This window comes from Nonomuraea helvata (assembly GCF_039535785.1).
Lineage (GTDB): Bacteria > Actinomycetota > Actinomycetes > Streptosporangiales > Streptosporangiaceae > Nonomuraea > Nonomuraea helvata.
Map to the genome: position 1 here is coordinate 2,191,409 of NZ_BAAAXV010000009.1, position 20,719 is coordinate 2,212,127.

Sequence of the window (20,719 nt, forward strand, 5' to 3'; positions counted from 1 at the left end):
TCACTTACTGTCCAGGGCCCTCTGCGAGGATTGTGAGGGAACCAGCGATCGTTCTCAGCGGCCTGCACTATGGTGATGACTTCCTGAAATATCCGTTATGGAGGTCGTATGACGGTCACTCGCCGAGATCTGCTCAAGGTGGGCGCCGGAGTCGCGGCGACGGTTGTGGCGGGCACGGAGACGGCTGCGGCCGCCTCCGCCGGACGGTTCGACCTGGCCGCGTCCGCAGACCCGTTGATCTGGAAGAAGGCGCTGTACGACGAGACCGTGCTGCAGTCGTTCGCCTTCGACAACGTTCACGGGCACATCTACGTGGCCCAGTTGAAGAACGGCTCGGGCTCGGCGGCGGCCGGTGATCTCTGCGTGACCAAGCTGAGCCTGTCCGGGTCGGTGCTCGGCCACATGTACCTCCTGGGCTTCGGACACGGCGTGCAGATCGGCGTCGAGCCGTCGGGCGGCTCCGCCTACCTGTGGACGGAGACCGACGCGGTGAGCGACGGCGCGGGGAACGCGTGGGGGAGGCGGCTGGCGAGGTTCAAGTTCGTCAACGGTCAGACGCTCAGGCCGTCGTCCTCGGCGCTCACCAAGTACACCTTGATCTCGGGCGCGACCAGCACCACGTGCGCGATCGACCCGTCGACCAACCGGCTGATCATGCGCTGCCGGGTCGGCGACCAGGCGCGGTTCGTGGCGTACTCGCTGGCGGCGGTCAAGGCGGGGTCGCCCAAGAAGCTGTACGACGTCGCGCAGCCGTCCGGCCTGGGCGTCTTCCAGGGCTACACGGCTTACGGCGACTACCTCTACCTGCTCGACGGCACGGCCTACGGCGCCTCCAACCCGGCGCCGGGCAACACGTACCTCACCTGCGTCGACCTGCGCACGGGCGCCAAGGTCCAGCGCTCGCTCAGCCAGGCGGGCAAGTCCCTGGACTACCGCGAGCCGGAGGGCCTGGCCATCCAGATCGCGTCGGGACGGCCCAGGCTGTGCCTCGGCCTCGCCTCGGGCACCGCTGGGGCGCGCAAGGCCAGCATCTTCTACAAGGACGCCCTCGTCTGAACCGTCCTCGGCGGAGCAAGTGGTCGAGCGGGGCCTCGATGGGAAATGCCAATGGCGCAAGAGTGGGCGGACGTAGACTGCCTGTATGAGCGCGATGCGTGAAGAACTTCACTCCCTGGTCGATCAGCTCCCCGACGATCGGGTGCAACCGGTGATCGCGCTCGTCCGTGAAAATCTCCTGGCGAGCCGCCGGACGCAGGCAGCCGCGACCCTGGAGATGATCCGTGAGCGGATGCGCGGTGTGACGGGTGTCGATGAGGAGCTGGACCAGCTTCGAGAAGGCGTGGTGTCCGCCTGAGCGACGGAAAATGTGGTGCCCACGCCGGAAGGGGACGGTTACGCTGCCGGAATGGGCCACGTCGAAGTAGGACATCTCACGTACGTGCTGCCCGACGGGCGGCCTCTGCTCAACGACGTGTCCTTCAGGATCGGTGAAGGCGTCAAGGCCGCGCTCGTCGGGCCCAACGGCGCGGGCAAGACCACGCTCATGCGGCTGATCGCCGGCGACGCACAGCCGGTCGACGGCAGCGTGGCCAGCTCCGGCGGGCTCGGCGTGATGCGGCAGTTCATCGGCAGCGTGCGCGACGGCAGCAGCGTGCGTGACCTGCTGCTCGGCGTCGCCCCGCCCGCCGTGCGCGCGGCGGCCGAGCGGCTCGACGACGCCGAGCTGGCCATGATGGAGCGCGACGACGAGAAGACGCAGATGCGCTACGCGCAGGCGATCAGCGACTACACCGACGCGGGCGGCTACGACATCGAGGTGTTGTGGGACACCTGCACGGTGGCCGCGCTCGGCGTCGCGTACGAGAAGGTGAAATATCGGGACGTGGCCACGCTGTCCGGCGGCGAGCAGAAGCGGCTCGTCCTGGAGGCGCTGCTGCGCGGCCCCGACCAGACGCTGCTTCTCGACGAACCCGACAACTACCTCGACGTCCCCGGCAAGGAGTGGCTGGAGCAGCAGCTCAGGGAGACGCCCAAGACCGTGCTGCTGGTCAGCCACGACCGCCAGCTCCTGGCGAACGCGGCCGACCGCATCGTGACCGTCGAGTCCGGCAACATCTGGATCCACGGCGGCGGGTTCGCCACGTACGCGGAGGCCCGCAAGGCCCGCAACGAGCGCCTCGACGAGCTGCGCAGGCGCTGGGACGAGGAGCACGCCAAGCTCAAGGCCCTGGTCAACATGCTGAAGAACAAGGCCAGGTACAACGACGGCATGGCCGCCGCCTACCACGCCGCCCAGACGAGGCTGCGCAAGTTCGTGGAGGCCGGGCCGCCCGAGGTGGCCCCGAGCGACCAGAACATCAAGATGCGCCTCAGAGGCGGCCGCACGGGCAAGCGCGCGGTCATCTGCGAGGGGCTGGAGCTCACCGGGCTCATGCGCCCGTTCGACCTCGAGATCTGGTACGGCGAGCGCGTCGCGGTCCTCGGCTCCAACGGCTCGGGCAAGTCCCACTTCCTGCGCCTGCTGGCCGGGGAGCCGGTCGCCCACGACGGCGTCGCCAGACTGGGCGCCCGCGTGGTGCCCGGCCACTTCGCCCAGACCCACGCCAGGCCCGACCTGCTGGGCCGCACGCCGGTCGAGATCGTCATGACCGAGCACGCCAGGCTCAAGAACGAGGCGATGAAGACGCTGGCCCGCTACGAGCTGGCGGGGCGCACCGCCGAGCAGCGCTTCGACTCGCTCTCGGGCGGGCAGCAGGCGCGGCTGCAGATCCTGCTGCTCGAGCTGTCCGGGGCCACGCTGCTGCTGCTCGACGAGCCGACCGACAACCTCGACCTGGCCAGCGCCGAGGCGCTGCAGGCGGGGCTGGACGCGTTCGACGGCACGGTGGTGGCGGTCACCCACGACCGCTGGTTCGCCGCGGACTTCGACCGCTACCTGGTCTTCGGCTCCGACGGCACGGTCTACGAGTCGCCGGAGGCGGTCTGGGACGAGGCCAGGGTCGTCCGCCCCCGCTGAAGATCCCGCGTTAAAGAGTTGGTACGCCCGGCGCGTGTCACCCGCCATCCGTGCCCATGCACGGGTTATCACGGCAAAGTGATCCCGCGTAGCCGAACCGCCAGCCTGCTCGCACTCGGGGCACTCGGGGCGATCTGCCTCTCCGGGTGCTCCAGCGAGAAACGACCAGTACAAGAGCTCAAGCCCCTGGCTCTCAAGGAACAGGTCTCGAATATCGTCAAATCCGCCGACGGGTACGCCGTCACCTGGGCAGGCGTGCTCAGCAACGCCAACCCGTGGCACTTCGGCGAGCACGTGGTGGCCACGATCGTCGGGCACGACGACAAGGGCGCCGAGGTGGTCAGGATGGACCAGCCGCTCGACGCCGTGCCGCCGGGCGGGTCCCTGGCCTTCACCGGCCAGGCGACCTCCGTGGAGAAGCCGGCGAAGGTGACGATCCAGTACCGTCCAGCGCGCTGGCGGATGGCGGCGCGCATTCCTTCGGCGTTCCAGAGCTTTCCTATTACGCGAAGCCAGACTTTGCGCCAGAAAGATGGCTCATACCTTATTACTGGATATGTCGGAAATCCCTATCAAATGCCGGCCAGTAGTCTGGTGGTCAACGCGTTGCTGCGCGACAAAGCGGGCAAACTCCTCGGCGGTGGCAGCACGTTCGTGGATGACGTCAAAGCGGGCAGCCCGCCGCGATTCATTCTCACCGTTTCCGGGCTGCCCGCGGGGGCCACCGTGGCGAGGACCGACATCACGGCCAGGACCTGGGGATCCACCGGCCGGCCTTACGAGGATCTGGCGCTCGCCGGCGCCGTGCCGATCCACACGGTGAAGCCCGCCACCGAGCCGTTCGCGGTGGACCGGAGCACCCAGGTCGTTAACGAACATAAGCAATAAATCTCCGCAAATTCAGGGGCGCCGCTATGCCGTAGGCGTAAACCGGTAGAACTACTAGTTACCAATCAATTACCTTCGGTCATATGAATGACCGCGTCCTGGTCGAAGCACTCCGCGCCCGTGATCCCGATGCGCTCTCCGCGCTTTATGACACGTACGCGGAGAGCGTCTACCGCTACTGCTGGTCCCTCCTCCTGAGCGCGGACGGCGCCCAGGTGGCGCTCCGCGACACGCTGATCGCCGCCGAGGCGCACGCGGACGCGCTGGCCGACCCCGACAGGCTGCGCGCCTGGCTGTACGCGCTGGCCCGCGCGGAGTGCATGCGCCGCCGCGCCGCCGCGCCGCCGGGCGCCGCCGAGGCGCTGGCCGAGGCTCCGCCCCTCGACGACCCCGCCGACGGCGACCTGCGGATCATGGCCTGGAACGCCGTCCAGAGCCTGCCCGTCGCCGAGCGCGAGGTCCTGGAGCTCACCTACCGGCACGCGCTGTCCGCGTCCGAGCTGGCCCTGGTGCTCGGCACGCGGCAGGTGGAGCCGCTCCTGGAGGAGGCCCGCGAGCTGCTGAGCGACGCGATCACCGCCGAGATCCTCGCCAGGAAGGGCCCGTACGACTGCCCGCGGCGGGCCGCGATGCTGGCCGGCTTCTCCGGCGAGCTGACTCCGGACATGCGCGAGCGGCTGGTCAGACACCTGCCGCGGTGCGAGATCTGCGCCCCGCACCGCCATCGCGAGGTGTCGCCCGCCAAGGTCTTCGGGCTGCTGCCCGGCGAGGCGCTGCCCGACTCGCTCCGCATCCGGGTGATGAGCTGCTTCGTCGACCCGGAGCTGCTGCCCTACCGCCGCTACGTCGCCAGGCGTACGGCCGGCCTGGGCGCCGCCGGGTTTCCCGTTTCCGCGCAGAGCGGCGCTCAGGGGTGGACTAAGGCGCTGGCGAGCGCGGTGGCGGCGGTCGCGGCCGTGGTGGCGATAGTGACGATCTTCCAGCAGTTCGACGAGGGCGGCGGCGGCGTGTCCGGTGTGGCGACGGCCGCGTTTCCCGCGACGGGCCAGCCGCCCGGCATCCAGCTGCCCTGGCATTCCGAGTCGCCGGATGCCCAGGTGACCGGGGAGCCGGTGCTGGACAGCAGGGCCACCCAGCCGATCGGCGTGACCCGCGCCCCGATGCTCGTGCCTCCCGTCGTGCCGGTCAACGACGTGGTCCGCCCCCCCCGATGGCGGACAGCCGTCCTCCGGGCCGCCCCTGCCCCATGAGCAGCCGCCCGGGTCGCAGGTCCCGCCGCCCACGTACGTTCCGCCTCCTACGCAGGCCCCACCGGACGGCGGCCCCCCGTCTGACCACCCGCCCGGCCACCAGTCCGGCCACCCGTCCCCGCCCGCGACTCCCACCCGCACTCCCTGCCCCACGCCCACGGCGACGCAGCCTCCTCCTCCCACCACCCCGGCCGCGACGCCCACGCAGACGGTCACCCCCACCAGTGAGGAGCCGTCGCCCACCACGACCGGCTGATCCCCGACACGCGGGGGCTGACTACGTTACGTAAGCGGACTGCTGGGAACCGTGTGCATAGAGTAGCCATGTGTTTCCAGGGGGACCAATGCGTGCATTTCGGACAGGGCTGCTGGCTTGCTGCCTGATAGTCGCCCTATGTCCGCCCGCGGGGGCCGAACCCCCCACCTCGCGGGACGTGAAAAAGGCACGCCAGACGGCACGTGACCGTTCCAAGGAGCTGGGGGCGGTCACCGCCAAGCTGGCCACGGCGCAGTCGCAGCTGGACGGGCTGGCGGCCGAGGTGGAGCGGCTGGTGGAGGCGTACAACGGCGAGCTGGTCCGGCTCCGGCAGGCCGAGCGGGTGTACGCGCAGTCCAGCGCGCGCCTGGCGGCGGCGGACGCGGAGGCCGAGCGGGTGAGGCAGGAGGTCGCCCTGCTGGCCACCGAGAGCTACGGCGGGATGGCTCCCATGGCGCCGATCATCGGCATGATCACCGACCGGGGAGACAGGGAGGGCGCCCTGCACCGGGCCGGGATGCTCGCGCAGCTCTGGGGTGAGCGGGCGGCGGTGCTCAGCCGGATGGACGACGCCCAGCAGGTGGCCGCCATCCTGCGTACCGAGGCCGCGAACGCCTACGACGCCCAGCAGGCCGCCTCGGAGCGCGCCGGAGCGGCCAAGAGCGCCGCCGAGGCGGCCGTGGCCAGGCAGCAGGAGCAGACGAAGGAGCTCAGGGCGCGTACGGTGGTCCTGCGCCATCAGGTGGACAAGGCGCGCAGCCACGCGAAGCTGCTGGCCCAGCAGCGGGCCGCGGCGCTGCCAAGGCTGGTCTCAGGGGGTTCGGCCACGGGGGACGTGGCGGCCAACTGGGCGCTGACCCAGCTCGGCAAGCCGTACGTGTGGGCGGCCGCCGGCCCGGACACCTACGACTGCTCGGGGCTGACGATGCGGGCCTGGGAGAGGGCGGGCATACAGCTCGACCACTGGACGGGCACCCAGTGGACGGCGGGCCCGCACGTGCCGCTGGACCAGCTGAAACGGGGCGACCTGCTCTTCTTCGGCTACGTCAAGGACGATCCCAGCACCATCCACCACGTCGGGATCTACGTCGGCGACGGTCAGATGGTGCACGCCCCGCAGACCGGCGACGTGGTGCGGGTGGCCTCGATCTGGCGAGGGGACCTGGTGGGCGCCACCAGGCCCCAGTGAGGCGTCAGTGATGCCCGCCGGACTCCTTGAGCCGCTGGAAGGAGCGCTCGATCTCGGCCTCGGCCTCGATGCGGCCCACCCAGTTGGCGCCTTCGACGGACTTGCCCGGCTCCAGGTCCTTGTAGACCTCGAAGAAGTGCTGGATCTCCAGCCGGTCGAACTCCGAGACATGATGGATGTCCTGGATGTGGTGCATCCGCGGGTCGGTGGAGGGAACGCAGAGGACCTTGTCGTCGCCGCCCTTCTCGTCGGTCATCCTGAACATGCCCACCGCCCGGCAGGTGATGTAGCAGCCGGGGAACGTCGGCTCCTGCAGGAGCACCAGCGCGTCGAGCGGGTCGCCGTCCTCGCCGAGGGTGTTCTCGATGAAGCCGTAGTCGGCGGGGTACTGCGTGGAGGTGAACAGGAGCCGGTCGAGCCTGATCTTCCCGGTCTCGTGGTCCACCTCGTACTTGTTCCGTTGCCCCTTCGGAATCTCAACGACGACGTCGAACTCCACCGCGGTCCTTTCTCATGGGTCGATCCCGCCTTGCCAGGCGGCGCCTGGTCCGGCATCGTCTCCCGCACTCAAGCCCCCCGGCACCCCCGGGTGGGCGTTAATGTCTCGTAGGCGAACACACAAGAGAGGGCAGGCGACGTGGCGCGGCACGACCGGTGGGTGATGTTGACCACTCTCGCCGTGCTGCAGGCCCTGACGATCGTCATCGGCGTTTACGCGATGACCACCGACTTCAGCCTGGGCGCGTTGACGAGGCAGTCTTCACCGACCAAGCCGACGGCGTCCCCGCCGGAAGGGTCTCCTTCCGTCCCCGTGGTCACCTCGGGGCCTGTGCTGGCCCAGCTTTCGGTGAAGCCAGGAGACGGACCTCTCCCGACTAAGGGTACTTTGACGCGGCAGCTCACCGACGCGCTGGGTGACGAAGCGCTCGGCGATCGGGTCGGCGCGGTGGTCCTCGACGCGGCCACCGGCGAGCGGATCTTCGCCTCCAACGCCGACACCCCGATCGTCCCGGCCTCCACCACGAAGGTCGTCACCTGCGCCGCCGCCCTCGCGTCCCTGGGGCCGGACACCCGCTTCTCCACCAGGGTCGTCCAGGGTGCGAGCCCGGGCACGGCCGTCCTGATCGGGGGCGGCGACCCGTTGCTCGCCGGCCCGTCGGCGAAGCCCACGTACCCGAAGCAGGCCAGCCTCGCCACGCTGGCGGCCCGCACCGCCGCCAACCTCAAGTCGCAAAACATTCGCAAAATCACGCTTTCGTACGACACGTCGCTTTTTGTCGGTACGGCCATCGCTCCCGGCTGGAAGCCGAACTACGTCCCGGACGGCGAGGTGGCGCCCGTCTACGCCCTGGCCATCGACGAAGGCCGCCAGAATCCGCGCAACCGCCAGCCCCGGGTCTCCAACCCGGCGCAGTACGCCGCCGCGGCCTTCGCCAAGCTGCTGGCCAGGCAGGGCATCGCGGTGTCGAAGTCCGTACGGCCGGCCAAGGCGCCGGCGGGCGCCCCGGAGCTGGGCCGGGTGGACTCCGCCCCGCTCTACTCCCTCGTCGAGCACACCCTCACCCGCAGCGACAACGACATGGCCGAGGCCCTGATCAGGCACGTCGCCATCAAGGAAGGGCAGGAGGCGTCGTTCGAGGGCGGCACCAAGGCCGTGATCGCGGTGCTGCAGCGGATCGGCGCCGCGCAGGGCGTCTCGCTCTCCGACGGCAGCGGCCTGTCCCCCCGCAACCGCATCAGCCCGAGCGCCCTGGCCAAGGCGATCGCCCTGTCCTCCTCCGCGAGCCAGCCCAACCTTCACGCCATCGCCTCGGGCATGCCGATCGCCGGTTTCTCCGGCACTCTGGGCAACGGCCGGCGGTTCACGGAGAGCGACAGCCGGGGGCAGGTGGGGCTCGTACGGGCCAAGACCGGGACGCTCAACAACGTCAACACGCTGGCGGGCATGGCGACCACCAAGGACGGGCGGCTGGTGACGTTCGCGTTCATGGCGGACCGCGTACCGGTAACCGCCGAGCCCGTACTCGACCGCCTGGCGGCCATCGTCGCAAGGTCGTAAGGATGCTCCTTCGCGGGTTGAGCATCGAGCACGTACGGTGGACGGTATGCAGGTGATCGACTGGGATCTGGCCGTCACGACCGGCACGCGCCTGGTGCGCCCCGGTCCTCAGGTGAGCCGGGAGGAGGCCAGGCAGGCCGTCACCGAGCTCCGCACCCTGTCACGCGAGGCCGAGGGCCACGTGCGCAGCTTCACCAAGATCCATACTGAGACCGCGCCGCAGGCCGCGACCATCGTCGACCGGCCCGGTTGGATCAAGGCGAACGTCGAGGGCTTCCGCGTGGTGCTCGAGCCGCTGACCCAGCGCATGAGCAGCGGCGCCAACCAGCCGCCCGCCATCGTCACGGCCGTGGGCTCCCGCATCACGGGCGTGGAGGTGGGGGCCGTCCTCGCCTTCCTCGCCTCGCGGGTCCTGGGGCAGTACGAGCTGTTCCTCCCGCCCGACCCCACGGGCCAGGAGCCCGCGGGGCGCCTGACGCTCGTCGCCCCCAACATCGTCCACGCCGAGCGCGAGATGGGCGTCGACCCGCACGACTTCCGCCTGTGGGTGTGCCTCCACGAGGAGACGCACCGGGTGCAGTTCACGGGCGTCACGTGGCTGCGCGAATACGTCCGGTCGCAGATGACCGAGTTCCTGCTCGCGTCCGACCTCGACCTGCCCACGCTGCTCGAACGCCTCCGCAACGCCGCCGACACGGTGGCCGACGTGGTGCGCGGCGGCGAGGGCAACCTCATCGACGCCATCCAGTCGCCCGGCCAGAAGGAGATCCTCGACCGGTTGACGGCCGTGATGACCCTGGTGGAGGGGCACGGCGACTACGTCATGGACGCGGTGGGCCCGTCCGTGGTGCCTTCGGTGGCCGACATCCGCGCCAAGTTCGCCCAGCGCCGTGAGGGCGGCTCCCGGCTCGACCGCACGGTGCGGCGGCTGCTGGGGATCGAGCTCAAGATGAAGCAGTACGCGGAGGGGTCGGCGTTCGTGCGGAAGGTGGTGGACCGGGTGGGGATGGATGGCTTCAACCGCATCTGGACCTCGCCCGAGACCTTGCCCACGACGCCGGAGATCGGCGACCCGGACGCCTGGATCAACCGCGTCATCGGCACCCCGGCACTCCCGGCCTAGCCCCAATGCCGCTTAGTTAGCGTTGTGACGAGTCGGTCAAGCCAGCGGAGACAGCAACGGAGCGCCTGCTAGAACGGTGTCGACCAAGATCACTGTTCGGCAGGAGCTCCGTTGGATGTCCAGTCTGTCATGCGTCGTGATGTGGTGGTTGCCGCAGGAGCGTTCGCGCCCGGTCATCTGGGTGAGCTGACCCGGCTCATCCCGTTCGAGATGGTCGATGAGGCGCTGGCGCAGACGGGCAGGACGCAGACGCGCGTGCGAGATCTACCCTCGCGAGTGGTGGTGTACCTACTGCTGGCCGGGTGCTTGTTTCCGGAGCTGGGCTGGCGGCAGGTATGGCAGAGACTGACGGCCGGGCTGACCGGGCTGAAGGTCGCCGTTCCGACGGCCAGTGCGCTGGTGCAGGCCCGCCGACGGGTGGGGGTCGAGCCGGTGCGGTGGCTGTGGGAGCTGCTGCGCGGCCCGGCCGCGGGGATCGCCACCCCGGGCGTGTGGTGGCGGGGATGGCGGGTCTGCGCGATCGACGGCACCACGATCGCGGTGCCCGACACCGCGGCGAATCTGAGGGTCTTGTCCCGGCAGCGCTGCAACCACGGCAGCTCGGGGTATCCGCAGATCCGGCTGCTGGTGCTGATTTCCTGCGGCACCCGCACCCTGCTGGACGCGGTGTTCGGCACGACCACCGATGGGGAGACGACATACGCGCCGCGACTGGTACGCAGCCTGCACGCGGGCATGATCGTGCTGCTGGACCGGAACTTTGCCGCCCAGGCGCTGGTGAGTGCGATCGCGGCGACCGGTGCCCAGACGCTGGTCCGGGTCAAGAACGGCCGCCGGCTGCCGGTGCTGCGCCGCCTGGCCGACGGCTCTTACCTGTCGATGCTCGGCCCGGTCGCGGTCCGCGTCATCGACTGCGAGATCGCCATCGCCACGGCCACCGGCCGCCGCACCGGCCTGTACCGGCCTGTACCGGCTGGTCACCACCCTGACCGAGCACCGCACCCATCCCGCCGCCGAGCTGATCGCGCTCTACCACGAGCGGTGGGAGATCGAGACGGCCTATCTGGAGGTGAAATCCACCATCCTCGGCGGACGCGTGCTGCGCGCCCGCACCCCCGACGGCCTCGACCAGGAGATGTACGCCCTGCTGCTCACCTACCAGCTCCTGCGCCTGGCGATGGCCGACGCCACCAGCACCCAGCACGGGATCGACCCCGACCGGGCCAGCTTCACCATCGCCCTGCACACCGCCCGCGACCTGGTTATCCAAGCCGCGGGCATCATCGCCGACACCGTCATCGACCTGGTCGGCACCATCGGCAGCCACATCCTGGCCGACCTCATGCCCGCCCGGCGGGTCCGCACCCGACCCCGCGTCGTCAAACGTGCGATCTCCAAGTACAACGCCAAGGGCACCGTCGATCGGACCAGCTACAAGGCCACCATCAGCATCGACATCCTCATCACAGACCCTTGACTCTCAGCCCAAGCCCTTAACTAAGCGGCATTGGGCCTAGCCCCCCGAACCACCACACCCGCCTCGCTGAGCGCCGTATCGACCACGGCGCTCAGCGACGCGTGCCCCCGGAGCACGGGACCTGTGCGTCGCCGCGCCGGCCGCGCGAGCACCCACGCGTTCGGAGCGCCGCGTCGGCGGGACAGGGTGCGGGTGGTGGGGTGGCGGCACGGGACAATGGCACCCGTGGGTCCACATCCAGCCGTAGCCGACGTGCGCAGGGCAGTGCGTGAGGCGCTGGCCGACGTCCCTAAGGACGCGCTGGTCATGGTGGCGTGCAGCGGCGGGGCCGACTCCCTGGCGCTGGCGGCGGCGCTGGCGTTCGTGGCGCCCCGGATGGGGCTGCGCGCCGGGCTGCTCACCGTGGACCACCAGCTCCAGCCGGGCTCGGCCCAGCGGGCGAGGACGGTCGTGGACATCGGGAAGACCCGGCTGGACCTCCACCCCGCCGAGGTCCTCACCGTGACGGTGGGCACCGAGGGCGGCCCCGAGGCGGCGGCGCGGGAGGCCCGATACCAGGCGCTGGCGGAGGCGGCCGACAAACACCAGGCGCAGGTGGTCCTGCTCGGCCACACCAGGGACGACCAGGCGGAGACCGTGCTGCTGGGGCTGGCCAGGGGGAGCGGCGTCAGGTCGCTGTCCGGGATGGCGGCCCGCAGCGGCCGCTACCGGAGACCGTTCCTCGACATCCCCAGGGCCACCACCGTCAGGGCCTGCCAGGCCCTGGACCTCGTCCCCTGGGACGACCCGCACAACGAGGACCCCCGCTACACGAGGGTCCGCGTCAGATACAGGGTCCTCCCCGTTCTGGAGGCGGAGCTCGGCCCAGGAGTGGCCGAGGCGCTCGCCAGGACCGCCAGGATGGCCCGCGAGGACGCCGACGCCCTGGACGAGTGGGCCGAATCGGCGTACCAGAATTGCGCTCTTAGCGATATTCCGGGCTCGGTGACGCTGGCCGTACCGGAGCTGGAAAAGCTGCCCGACGCCGTCAGGCGGCGGGTGCTGCGGCGGGCGGCCATCGCGGCCGGGGCTCCCTCAGGAGCTCTGTCCGCTGCTCATATCCTTGCCGTGGACGGGCTGGTCACGCGGTGGCACGGGCAGAAAGCCGTTGACCTGCCGGGGGGTCTGTCCGCCGTGCGGCGATATGGCACCCTGATAGTCGCCATCAGTCCCATCGCATAAGGAACCACAGGTGGACGCTGCCGACATGGGCAATGACCTGGAAAAGGTCCTCATTCCCGAGGACGAGCTCCAGGCGAAGATCAAAGAGCTTGCCGGGCGGATCGACGAGGACTACGCGGGTAAAGACTTGCTGCTCGTGGGCGTGTTGAAAGGCGCCGTCATGGTGATGGCCGACCTGGCCAGAGCCCTGCACGTGCCCGTGCAGATGGACTGGATGGCGGTGTCGTCGTACGGCGCGGGCACCAAGTCGTCCGGCGTCGTGCGCGTGCTGAAAGACCTCGACACCGACATCATGGGCCGCCACGTGCTGATCGTCGAGGACATCATCGACTCGGGCCTGACCCTGCACTGGCTCCTGGAAAACCTGAAGTCGCGCAATCCCGCGTCGCTGGAGATCTGCACCGCGCTGCGGAAACCGGACGCGGTGAAGGTGCCGATCGATGTGAAATACGTGGGCTATGACATTCCCAACGAGTTCGTCATCGGTTACGGGCTGGACTACGCCGAGCGATACCGCAATCTGCCGTTCATCGGCACTCTGGCCCCACATGTTTACAAGTAGCAATCTGGAACGCGGCCGGGAACACCGCGCAACGTGACGTACGTTGATAGGGCAAGACCGGTGTAGCGGGCGGGTCCCCCCGTGCGCTCTGCCGGTGTACCTTCAGACTCTTGAAGGGTGACCGCGTGTCGCCTTCGGGTAGTCAGAAGTCGCGGTGTCGGATGCCGCGGCCCCGGGGCAGCCCGGGGTTCCAGGCCATGTTCAGGAAGGGACGGGCCCGCAAGGGGTTCCGCATCGGATGGATCTCAAGCGATTTACACGTGGGCCACTGCTGTGGATCCTGGGCATCGTCGTGCTGCTCCTCCTCGTCACTCAGCTCTGGAGTGGCGGCGGTAATTTCAAGCAGGCCGACACGTCCTTGGTTCTCCAGCAGATTCGCACCGGAAACGTCAGCAACGCCAAGATTGTCGACAAGGACAACCGGATCGAGTTGACACTGGTCAACCCGGTCGCGGTCAAGCCCGGTGATTCACCGACGAGGCTGATCCAGTCCAACTGGGTCACGGGTTACGGCAGCAAGCTGACCGACGAGCTTCAGGCTCAGTACGACGCCGGCAAGACCAAGAGCTTCAACACCGAGGTGCCGCAGGAGAACCTCCTGGTGAGCATCCTGGTCAGCTTCCTCCCGATCGTCATCATCGTGCTGCTCTTCCTGTTCATCATGAACCAGATGCAGGGCGGCGGCTCGCGAGTGATGAACTTCGGCAAGTCCAAGGCCAAGCTCATCACCAAGGACACCCCCAAGACGACGTTCGCCGACGTCGCGGGCGCCGACGAGGCCATCGAGGAGCTCCAGGAGATCAAGGAGTTCCTGCAGGCCCCGGCCAAGTTCCAGGCGATCGGCGCCAAGATTCCCAAGGGCGTGCTGCTGTACGGCCCGCCCGGCACCGGTAAGACCCTGCTGGCCCGCGCCGTGGCCGGCGAGGCGGGCGTGCCGTTCTACTCGATCTCCGGTTCCGACTTCGTCGAGATGTTCGTCGGTGTCGGTGCCTCGCGTGTGCGTGACCTGTTCGAGCAGGCGAAGGCCAACGCCCCGGCGATCATCTTCATCGACGAGATCGACGCCGTCGGCCGCCACCGCGGCGCTGGCCTGGGCGGCGGTCACGACGAGCGCGAGCAGACCCTCAACCAGCTGCTCGTCGAGATGGACGGCTTCGACGTCAAGGGCGGCGTGATCCTCATCGCCGCGACCAACCGGCCCGACATCCTCGACCCGGCGCTGCTGCGTCCGGGCCGCTTCGACCGGCAGGTCACCGTCGACCGCCCCGATCTCGAGGGCCGCAAGGGCATCCTCAAGGTCCACGGTCGCGGCAAGCCGTTCGCGCCCAACGTCGACCTCGACGTCATCGCGCGCCGCACCCCCGGGTTCACCGGCGCCGACCTGGCCAATGTGATCAACGAGGCCGCCCTGCTCACCGCGCGGGCCGACCAGAAGCTGATCACGATGGACGTCCTCGAGGAGTCGATCGACCGTGTCATGGCAGGGCCCGAGCGCAAGTCGCGGGTCATGTCCGACAAGGAAAAGAAGATGATCGCCTACCACGAGGGCGGTCACGCGCTGGTGGCGCATGCGCTGCCCAACTCCGACCCGGTCCACAAGATCACGATCCTGTCCCGGGGACGCGCGCTCGGTTACACGATGACGCTGCCGATGGAGGACAAGTTCCTGGCCACCAGGTCGGAGATGATGGACCAGCTCGCGATGCTGCTCGGCGGCCGCGCGGCGGAGGAGCTCGTCTTCCACGAGCCCACCACCGGCGCCTCCAACGACATCGAGAAGGCCACGGCCGTCGCCCGCCGCATGGTGACCGAGTACGGCATGAGCGAGCAGCTCGGCGCCCGTAAGTTCGGCACCGGCCAGGCCGAGGTGTTCCTGGGCCGCGAGATGGGCCACGAGCGCGACTACTCCGAGAAGATCGCCTCCACGATCGACGAGGAGGTCCGCCGGATGATCGAGACGGCGCACGACCAGGCGTGGGACATCCTGGTCGAATACCGCGACGTGCTCGACAACCTGGTGCTCGAGCTCATGGAGAAGGAGACCCTCTCCCGCGAGCAGGTGCTCCAGATCTTCTCCGCCGTGGTGGTCAAGGAGCACCGCCCGTCCTACGCGGGCTACGGCAAGCGGCTCCCGTCCGACCGGCCGCCCATCCTGACCCCCAAGGAGCAGTCGGCCAACGGCTCGCTCACCGGGGGCCACCAGGACGCCCTCCCGTCCGGAGAAAGTGCGTGACTCAGCACGACGTAGACCTGGGCCGGATCGAGAAGGCCGTACGCGAGATCCTCTACGCGATCGGCGAGGACCCCGACAGGGACGGCCTTCTCGACACCCCCGCCAGGGTCGCCCGAGCCATGGCCGAGCAGTATTCAGGGCTCGGCCAGACGCCCGAGGACGTGCTGACGAAGGTCTTCGACGTCGACCACGACGAGATGGTGCTCGTCAGGGACATCGAGGTCTACTCGACCTGCGAGCACCACCTGGTCCCGTTCCACGGCGTGGCCCACGTGGGTTACATCCCCAACGACCGCGGCCAGGTGACCGGCCTGTCCAAGCTGGCCCGCCTGGTCGACGTGTACGCCCGCCGCCCCCAGGTCCAGGAGCGCATGACGTCCCAGATCGCCGACGCCCTCATGCGGGTCCTGGAGCCGCGCGGGGTCATCGTGGTTGTCGAGGCCGAACACCTGTGCATGACCATGCGTGGCGTACGCAAGCCGGGCGCCAAGACCGTCACCTCGGCCGTCCGCGGCGACTTCCGCACGAGTGACAAGACCCGATCCGAGGCGATGGCGCTGATCCTGGGCCGCTGATGGTCGAACGGGGACCCACGATGTCAACATGTGTGGGGAAGCGCCTAGGCTTGGCCCATGACTAGCGTGCCCATCAACGTGCCGGGAGGTGCGGATCGGTGCCTCGTCATGGGTGTGGTCAATGTGACCCCCGATTCGTTCTCCGACGGCGGCCGGTGGTTCGACGAGAGAGCCGCCATCCAGCACGGCCTTGACCTGGTCGAGGAGGGGGCCGACCTGGTCGACGTGGGCGGGGAGTCCACCCGCCCCGGCGCGGCCAGGGTGTCGCTGGAGGAGGAGCTGGCCAGGGTCGTGCCCGTGATCAGAGCGCTCGACGCCGAGGGAGTGGCGGTCAGCGTCGACACGATGCGGGCCGAGGTGGCCAGGGCCGCGGTCGAGGCGGGCGCGCGGCTCGTCAACGACGTGAGCGGCGGTCTCGCCGACCCCGAGATGCCGCGCGTGGTGGCCGAGACCGGCATCCCGTACGTCGTGATGCACTGGCGCGGCCACAGCCACGACATGGAGAGCCGAGCCGTCTACGCCGACGTGGTCACCGAGGTCCGCGAGGAGCTCGGCAAGCGGGTCGACCTGGTCCTGGCGGAAGGTGTCACGGAGGAGCAGATCGTGCTCGACCCGGGCCTCGGTTTCGCCAAGAACGCCCAGCACAACTGGGCGCTGCTGAACGGGATCCCGCAGCTGGCCGAGCTGGGCTACCCGCTGCTCATCGGGGCCTCGCGCAAGAGGTTCCTCGGGCGGCTGCTGGCCGATTCCGACGGCACGCCCCGGCCGTTCAGCCGTAGTGACGACGCCACGCTGGCCGTGACCGCACTGGCCGCGCAAGCGGGCGCCTGGTGCGTACGCGTCCACCACGTGGCCCCCAATGCCGATGCCGTGCGCGTGGCTGCCGCATGGAAGAGAGCCGGAGCAGGCACATGAGCGTCGACACCGCCGCCATCGAGACGGTCAACCAGGAGTTCTACGCCGCGATCGAGAGCGGCGATCTCGACAAGATGACCGAGGTCTGGGCCGAGGACACCGCCGACGACCAGGTCAGCTGCGTGCATCCGGGCTGGACGCTGCTCGCCGGCCGGTCCGAGGTGCTGCGGTCCTGGGCCCTGATCATGGCCAACACCACCTACATCCAGTTCGTGCTGACCGACGTCAACACGACCGTGCTGGGTGACGTGGCCGTGCTGACCTGCGTCGAGAACATCCTCACCGCCGGCGAGGAGGGCGAGGCCAGCTTCGCCGCGGGCAAGGTGGTGGCCAGCAACGTCTACATCCGCACCTCGCAGGGCTGGCGGCTGTGGATGCATCACGGCTCGCCGGTGCTCCAGGGGGACGACGACGAGGAGGAGGAAGGCGAGCTTGAGCGCTGATCGCATCGCTCTCAAGGGCCTGCGGGCCAGGGGGAGGCACGGCGTGCTCGCTGCCGAGCGGGAGCTCGGGCAGGAGTTCGTGATCGACGCGACGCTGTTCCTCGACACCGCGCCGGCGGCGGCCGGCGACGATCTCACCAAGACCGTCCACTACGGCGAGCTGGCCCAGGCGCTGGTCGAGGTCGTGGAGGGCGAGCCGGTCGCGTTGATCGAGACGCTCGCGCAGCGGCTGGCGGACGTCTGCCTGGCGAGCGAGCTGGTGGGCAGGGTCGAGGTGAGCGTGCACAAACCGGCGGCGCCCATCCCGCTGCCGTTCGACGACGTGGTCGTGACCATCGAGCGGAGCCGCGTATGAAAGTCGTCCTGGCACTGGGCAGCAACCTGGGGCCCCGGTTCCAGACGTTGCAGGGCGCCGTGGACACCCTGTTCGACGCCCCCGGGCTGGAGTTCGTCAAGGCGTCCCCGGTCTACGAGACCGACCCCGTCGGCGGTCCTGCCGGGCAGAAGCCGTACCTCAACGCGGTCGTGATCGCCGAGACCACGCTGGCGCCGCGCACGTTGCTGGAGCGGGCGCAGAGCGTGGAGAACGCCTTCGGCCGGGTGCGCACCGAGCGCTGGGGGCCGCGCACCCTCGACATCGACCTGATCGTGGTGGGCGACACCGTCTGCGACGACCCCGAGCTGACGCTGCCGCATCCCCTCGCCCACGAGCGCGCGTTCGTGCTGGTGCCCTGGGTGAAGGCCGACCCCGACGGCGTGGTGCCCGGGCGCGGCCGGGTGGCGGAGCTGCTGGAGGGCGTCGACAAGGAAGGGGTACGCCTGCGCGAGGACCTGAAGCTGCAGAGGCCCGATTGAAGCTCACCCATCCCGGCCGCCTGGTCGGCATCGTCATCGTCGTTGCGCTGATCGCGTGGGCGCTGGTCAGACCCGTCTACGCCGACCTGCCCCTCATGCCGTGGACCGCGATCCCCACGGTGCTGCTGCTGGCCATCGGCGAGGGCTACAGCGCGTGGACGACCAAGGCCAGGATCGCCAGGAAACCGGGCACCAAGCCGGTGGAGCCGCTGGCGGTGGCCCGGCTGGCCGCGCTGGCGAAGGCGTCGGCGTATGTGGGGGCGGCGTTCGCGGGGTTGTTCGCCGGGTTCGGTCTCTACACGGTGCAGATGTTCGACCGGGAGACGCCGCGATCGGAGTTCTTCATCGCGACCGGGTCGTTCTTGGCCTGCGTGGCGCTGATCTGCGCCGCCCTCTACCTGGAGCGCGCCTGCCGCATCCCGAAGGACTCTGACGAGCAGGATTAAGCACGTCGGCGCCCGAACAGGTAGATGACCGGGGTGGTGCAGATCAGCGGGCCGATGATCGCGATGGGGCGCTCCAGCCACCACTTCAGGTCAGGCGGGATCTCGGTGCCCAGGTTGCCGAAGAGCCACCACGACAGCCCCAGCGCGATGGCCATCCCGGTCGTGTGGAAGAGGAAGAGCGGTAGCGCGTACCGGTTGATGAAGTCGTTCACCCGGCGCCAGCCGGGCCGCTCGAGGACGCGCTCCATCGACGGCCGCAGCACCTCCACCAGCCCGATCTGGAACAGCAGCAGGGCGACGATGACGAACGTGGGCGGCGCCATGTTCGACCACTTGTCGCCGGGCACGCCCACCATCGAGCCCGGGTAGATGCCGGAGTAGACCAGGCCGAAGAGGGCGAAGAGGCCGGTCCAGAGCACCGCGACGTCATAGCGCCTGGGCAGGATGACGATCCGGTCGTAGAAGAACCCGGCCTGGTGGGCGAGCCCCCAGACGAGGAGCATGTTGAGCCAGCCGACCCACTCGACCCCGTACCGGAAGCGCACCACGTCGACCACCAGTGACGCGCCGCCGAGCCAGATCAGCGCCAGCACGTCGTAGCGGCGGTGCAGCCAGAGCGCCAGCGGCAGCAGCGCGATCAGCACCAGGTAGACGCCGAGGAACCACAGCGGGCTGAGCACCAGCAGCACCACCCGCCACATCCAGTCCACCCGGAACGTGAACGTGACCACCGCGCCGATGGAGATCCACGCCCCGGACAGGAACAGCGCCGGTAAAGCCAGCGCGCGGATGCGCCGCCAGACGAAGGAGCCGATGCCGACGCCGCGCGCCCGGGCCCGCTCCCAGGACAGCAGGTGCACGTGGCCGCCGACGTAGAAGAAGAGCGGCAGCACCTGCAGCAGCCACGTCAGGATCCACAGCCCGGAGGTGAAGCCCAGCGGGCTGGTGGGCTCGGGTCCTGTCGGCTTCCACTGCAGGATGGTGAACGCCCAGTGCCAGACCACCACGACGCAGAGGCTCAGGGCACGGAGCCAGTCGACGTACTTGTCGCGCTCGGCTTTCACTTGTCGATGTCACCCACGACGAAGAACATCGAGCCGAGGATGGCCACCATGTCGGCGACCAGGTGGCCGGGGAGCATCTCCCGCAGCACCTGGATGTTGCTGTACGAGGCCGAGCGGAGCTTGAGCCGCCACGGGGTCTTGTCGCCCTTGGAGACCAGGTAGTAGCCGTTGATGCCGAGCGGATTCTCGGTCCACGCGTACGTGTGCCCCTCCGGCACCTTCAGCACCTTCGGCAGGCGCTGGTTGATGGGCCCGGGCGGCAGCGAGCGCAGGTGCTCGACGCAGACGTCGGCCAGGTCCAGCGAGACCTTGAGCTGGTCGAACAGCACCTCGAACCGGGCATGACAGTCGCCCGCGTGCCGCGTGACCACCTTGACGGGCAGCTCGCGATAGGCGAGGTAGGGGTCGTCGCGACGCAGGTCGAAGTCCACCCCCGAGGCTCTGGCGATGGGGCCGCTGACGCCGTACTGCATGATCTGCTCGCGGGAGAGCACGCCGACGCCCTTGGTGCGGGCGATGAAGATCTCGTTGTGCAGGATGAGGTCCTCGATGTCGGGAACCCGGCGGCGGGTCTCCGCGATCGCGGCCGACACCCGGTCGAGCCAGCCGAGCGGCAGGTCCTCCTTGAGGCCTCCGACCCGGTTGAACATGTAGTGCATGCGTCCGCCGGAGACCTCCTCCATGACGGCCTGGATGCGCTCGCGCTCGTCGAAGGCGTAGAACAGCGGTGTGATCGCGCCCAGCTCTAGGGGATAGGAGCCGAGGAACATCAGGTGGTTGAGCACCCGGTTGAGCTCGGCCAGCAGCGTGCGCGCCCACACGGCCCTGACCGGAGGCTCCATGCCGAGCAGGCGCTCGGCGGCGATCACCACGCCCAGCTCGTTGGCGAAGCCCGAGAGCCAGTCGTGCCGGTTGGCCAGCATGATGATCTGACGGTAGTCGCGGACCTCGAACAGCTTCTCCGCGCCCCTGTGCATATAGCCGATGATCGGCTCGGCGGCGGTGATGCGCTCGCCGTCGAGCGTCAGGCGGAGCCTGAGCACGCCGTGGGTCGACGGATGCTGCGGGCCGATGTTGAGGATCATGTCCTCGGTGGCCAGCTCTTTCGCGCCCGCACCGATTCCGACCACACGTTCCGTCATATGGC

The 20,719-nt window shown here is 69.2% G+C and carries 20 protein-coding genes and 2 pseudogenes; 19 read left to right on the top strand and 3 right to left on the bottom strand.

The annotated features are described in order from the left end of the window. The first annotated feature begins 108 nt into the window (after positions 1 to 108). The 6 genes from ABD830_RS43580 (at position 109) to ABD830_RS43605 (ending at position 6,599) form a co-directional block, all read left to right on the top strand. Positions 109 to 1,056: a phage baseplate protein gene (locus ABD830_RS43580; protein WP_345000561.1), complete on the top strand. Its 948-nt coding sequence runs from the start codon at positions 109 to 111 to the stop codon at positions 1,054 to 1,056. 85 nt (positions 1,057 to 1,141) lie between these two features. After that, the gene (locus ABD830_RS43585) at positions 1,142 to 1,354 is read left to right on the top strand and encodes a hypothetical protein (protein WP_345000563.1); all 213 of its coding nucleotides are present in this window, start codon (positions 1,142 to 1,144) and stop codon (positions 1,352 to 1,354) included. 51 nt (positions 1,355 to 1,405) lie between these two features. Next, the gene (locus ABD830_RS43590) at positions 1,406 to 3,016 is read left to right on the top strand and encodes an ABC-F family ATP-binding cassette domain-containing protein (RefSeq protein WP_345000565.1); all 1,611 of its coding nucleotides are present in this window, start codon (positions 1,406 to 1,408) and stop codon (positions 3,014 to 3,016) included. Positions 3,017 to 3,094: 78 nt separating this feature from the next. Then, entirely contained in the window at positions 3,095 to 3,904 is an 810-nt protein-coding gene (locus ABD830_RS43595; protein WP_345000567.1) for a hypothetical protein, read from the top strand. Positions 3,905 to 3,987: 83 nt separating this feature from the next. Further along, positions 3,988 to 5,154: an RNA polymerase sigma factor gene (locus ABD830_RS43600; protein ID WP_345000569.1), complete on the top strand. Its 1,167-nt coding sequence runs from the start codon at positions 3,988 to 3,990 to the stop codon at positions 5,152 to 5,154. Between the two features lie 434 nt (positions 5,155 to 5,588). Further along, positions 5,589 to 6,599 carry a C40 family peptidase gene (locus tag ABD830_RS43605; protein ID WP_345000571.1) on the top strand — a complete coding sequence of 337 codons (1,011 nt, stop codon included), beginning with the start codon at positions 5,589 to 5,591 and terminating at the stop codon, positions 6,597 to 6,599. A 4-nt stretch (positions 6,600 to 6,603) separates the two neighbouring features. On the opposite strand, the gene ABD830_RS43610 is transcribed toward ABD830_RS43605, so the two are convergent. Further along, entirely contained in the window at positions 6,604 to 7,098 is a 495-nt protein-coding gene (locus tag ABD830_RS43610) for an inorganic diphosphatase (protein WP_345000573.1), read from the bottom strand. Between the two features lie 162 nt (positions 7,099 to 7,260). Here ABD830_RS43610 and dacB point away from each other — a divergent pair, with 162 nt between their 5' ends. The 13 genes and pseudogenes from dacB to ABD830_RS43675 all read left to right on the top strand — a co-directional run bounded on the left by dacB (position 7,261) and on the right by ABD830_RS43675 (position 18,508). After that, positions 7,261 to 8,658 (top strand): D-alanyl-D-alanine carboxypeptidase/D-alanyl-D-alanine endopeptidase, encoded by a 1,398-nt coding sequence (gene dacB, locus ABD830_RS43615; RefSeq protein WP_345002245.1) that lies wholly within the window; start codon positions 7,261 to 7,263, stop codon positions 8,656 to 8,658. 46 nt (positions 8,659 to 8,704) lie between these two features. Then, a complete protein-coding gene (locus ABD830_RS43620) occupies positions 8,705 to 9,781 on the top strand; it encodes a zinc-dependent metalloprotease (protein WP_345000575.1) in 1,077 nt (358 codons plus the stop codon). A 210-nt stretch (positions 9,782 to 9,991) separates the two neighbouring features. Then, positions 9,992 to 10,756, top strand: a pseudogene (locus ABD830_RS54505) (IS4 family transposase); the annotation flags it as partial. Next, a pseudogene (locus ABD830_RS43630) lies at positions 10,710 to 11,258 on the top strand (transposase); the annotation flags it as partial. The pseudogenes ABD830_RS54505 and ABD830_RS43630, both read left to right, overlap by 47 nt. A 216-nt stretch (positions 11,259 to 11,474) precedes the next feature. Further along, complete coding sequence (gene tilS / locus ABD830_RS43635) at positions 11,475 to 12,479, top strand: tRNA lysidine(34) synthetase TilS (protein WP_345000579.1); 1,005 nt, start codon at positions 11,475 to 11,477, stop codon at positions 12,477 to 12,479. 10 nt (positions 12,480 to 12,489) lie between these two features. Continuing rightward, positions 12,490 to 13,041 (top strand): hypoxanthine phosphoribosyltransferase, encoded by a 552-nt coding sequence (gene hpt, locus ABD830_RS43640; protein ID WP_345000581.1) that lies wholly within the window; start codon positions 12,490 to 12,492, stop codon positions 13,039 to 13,041. Between the two features lie 238 nt (positions 13,042 to 13,279). Then, entirely contained in the window at positions 13,280 to 15,274 is a 1,995-nt protein-coding gene (gene ftsH / locus ABD830_RS43645) for an ATP-dependent zinc metalloprotease FtsH (RefSeq protein WP_345000583.1), read from the top strand. Then, positions 15,271 to 15,849: a GTP cyclohydrolase I FolE gene (gene folE, locus ABD830_RS43650; RefSeq protein WP_345000585.1), complete on the top strand. Its 579-nt coding sequence runs from the start codon at positions 15,271 to 15,273 to the stop codon at positions 15,847 to 15,849. Before ftsH ends, folE begins: the two co-directional genes overlap by 4 nt. Before the next feature lie 57 nt (positions 15,850 to 15,906). Next, the gene (gene folP / locus ABD830_RS43655; protein ID WP_446686106.1) at positions 15,907 to 16,764 is read left to right on the top strand and encodes a dihydropteroate synthase; all 858 of its coding nucleotides are present in this window, start codon (positions 15,907 to 15,909) and stop codon (positions 16,762 to 16,764) included. Further along, positions 16,761 to 17,207 (top strand): nuclear transport factor 2 family protein, encoded by a 447-nt coding sequence (locus ABD830_RS43660; RefSeq protein ID WP_345000587.1) that lies wholly within the window; start codon positions 16,761 to 16,763, stop codon positions 17,205 to 17,207. The genes folP and ABD830_RS43660 overlap by 4 nt, the downstream gene beginning before the upstream one ends. Then, a complete protein-coding gene (gene folB / locus ABD830_RS43665) occupies positions 17,197 to 17,562 on the top strand; it encodes a dihydroneopterin aldolase (RefSeq protein WP_345000589.1) in 366 nt (121 codons plus the stop codon). Before ABD830_RS43660 ends, folB begins: the two co-directional genes overlap by 11 nt. Then, a complete protein-coding gene (gene folK / locus ABD830_RS43670; RefSeq protein ID WP_345000591.1) occupies positions 17,559 to 18,062 on the top strand; it encodes a 2-amino-4-hydroxy-6-hydroxymethyldihydropteridine diphosphokinase in 504 nt (167 codons plus the stop codon). Before folB ends, folK begins: the two co-directional genes overlap by 4 nt. Further along, a complete protein-coding gene (locus ABD830_RS43675) occupies positions 18,059 to 18,508 on the top strand; it encodes a DUF3180 domain-containing protein (protein ID WP_345000593.1) in 450 nt (149 codons plus the stop codon). Before folK ends, ABD830_RS43675 begins: the two co-directional genes overlap by 4 nt. On the opposite strand, the gene ABD830_RS43680 is transcribed toward ABD830_RS43675, so the two are convergent. Then, entirely contained in the window at positions 18,505 to 19,572 is a 1,068-nt protein-coding gene (locus ABD830_RS43680; RefSeq protein ID WP_345000595.1) for an acyltransferase family protein, read from the bottom strand. The genes ABD830_RS43675 and ABD830_RS43680 overlap by 4 nt on opposite strands. Further along, the gene (locus ABD830_RS43685) at positions 19,569 to 20,714 is read right to left on the bottom strand and encodes an NADH-quinone oxidoreductase subunit D (protein ID WP_345000597.1); all 1,146 of its coding nucleotides are present in this window, start codon (positions 20,712 to 20,714) and stop codon (positions 19,569 to 19,571) included. Before ABD830_RS43685 ends, ABD830_RS43680 begins: the two co-directional genes overlap by 4 nt. Between the last annotated feature and the right edge of the window lie 5 nt (positions 20,715 to 20,719).

Bases quoted from the DNA above. Each gene is read 5' to 3' on its own strand.
- tilS (WP_345000579.1), top strand. From the start codon at position 11,475: ATGGCACCCGTGGGTCCACATCCAGCCGTAGCCGACGTGCGCAGGGCA.
- folK (WP_345000591.1), top strand. From the start codon at position 17,559: ATGAAAGTCGTCCTGGCACTGGGCAGCAACCTGGGGCCCCGGTTCCAG.
- ABD830_RS43685 (WP_345000597.1), bottom strand. From the start codon at position 20,714: ATGACGGAACGTGTGGTCGGAATCGGTGCGGGCGCGAAAGAGCTGGCC.
- ABD830_RS43660 (WP_345000587.1), top strand. From the start codon at position 16,761: ATGAGCGTCGACACCGCCGCCATCGAGACGGTCAACCAGGAGTTCTAC.
- ABD830_RS43590 (WP_345000565.1), top strand. From the start codon at position 1,406: ATGGGCCACGTCGAAGTAGGACATCTCACGTACGTGCTGCCCGACGGG.
- ftsH (WP_345000583.1), top strand. From the start codon at position 13,280: ATGGATCTCAAGCGATTTACACGTGGGCCACTGCTGTGGATCCTGGGC.
- ABD830_RS43600 (WP_345000569.1), top strand. From the start codon at position 3,988: ATGAATGACCGCGTCCTGGTCGAAGCACTCCGCGCCCGTGATCCCGAT.
- ABD830_RS43580 (WP_345000561.1), top strand. From the start codon at position 109: ATGACGGTCACTCGCCGAGATCTGCTCAAGGTGGGCGCCGGAGTCGCG.
- ABD830_RS43585 (WP_345000563.1), top strand. From the start codon at position 1,142: ATGAGCGCGATGCGTGAAGAACTTCACTCCCTGGTCGATCAGCTCCCC.
- folP (WP_446686106.1), top strand. From the start codon at position 15,907: ATGACTAGCGTGCCCATCAACGTGCCGGGAGGTGCGGATCGGTGCCTC.
- dacB (WP_345002245.1), top strand. From the start codon at position 7,261: ATGTTGACCACTCTCGCCGTGCTGCAGGCCCTGACGATCGTCATCGGC.
- ABD830_RS43620 (WP_345000575.1), top strand. From the start codon at position 8,705: ATGCAGGTGATCGACTGGGATCTGGCCGTCACGACCGGCACGCGCCTG.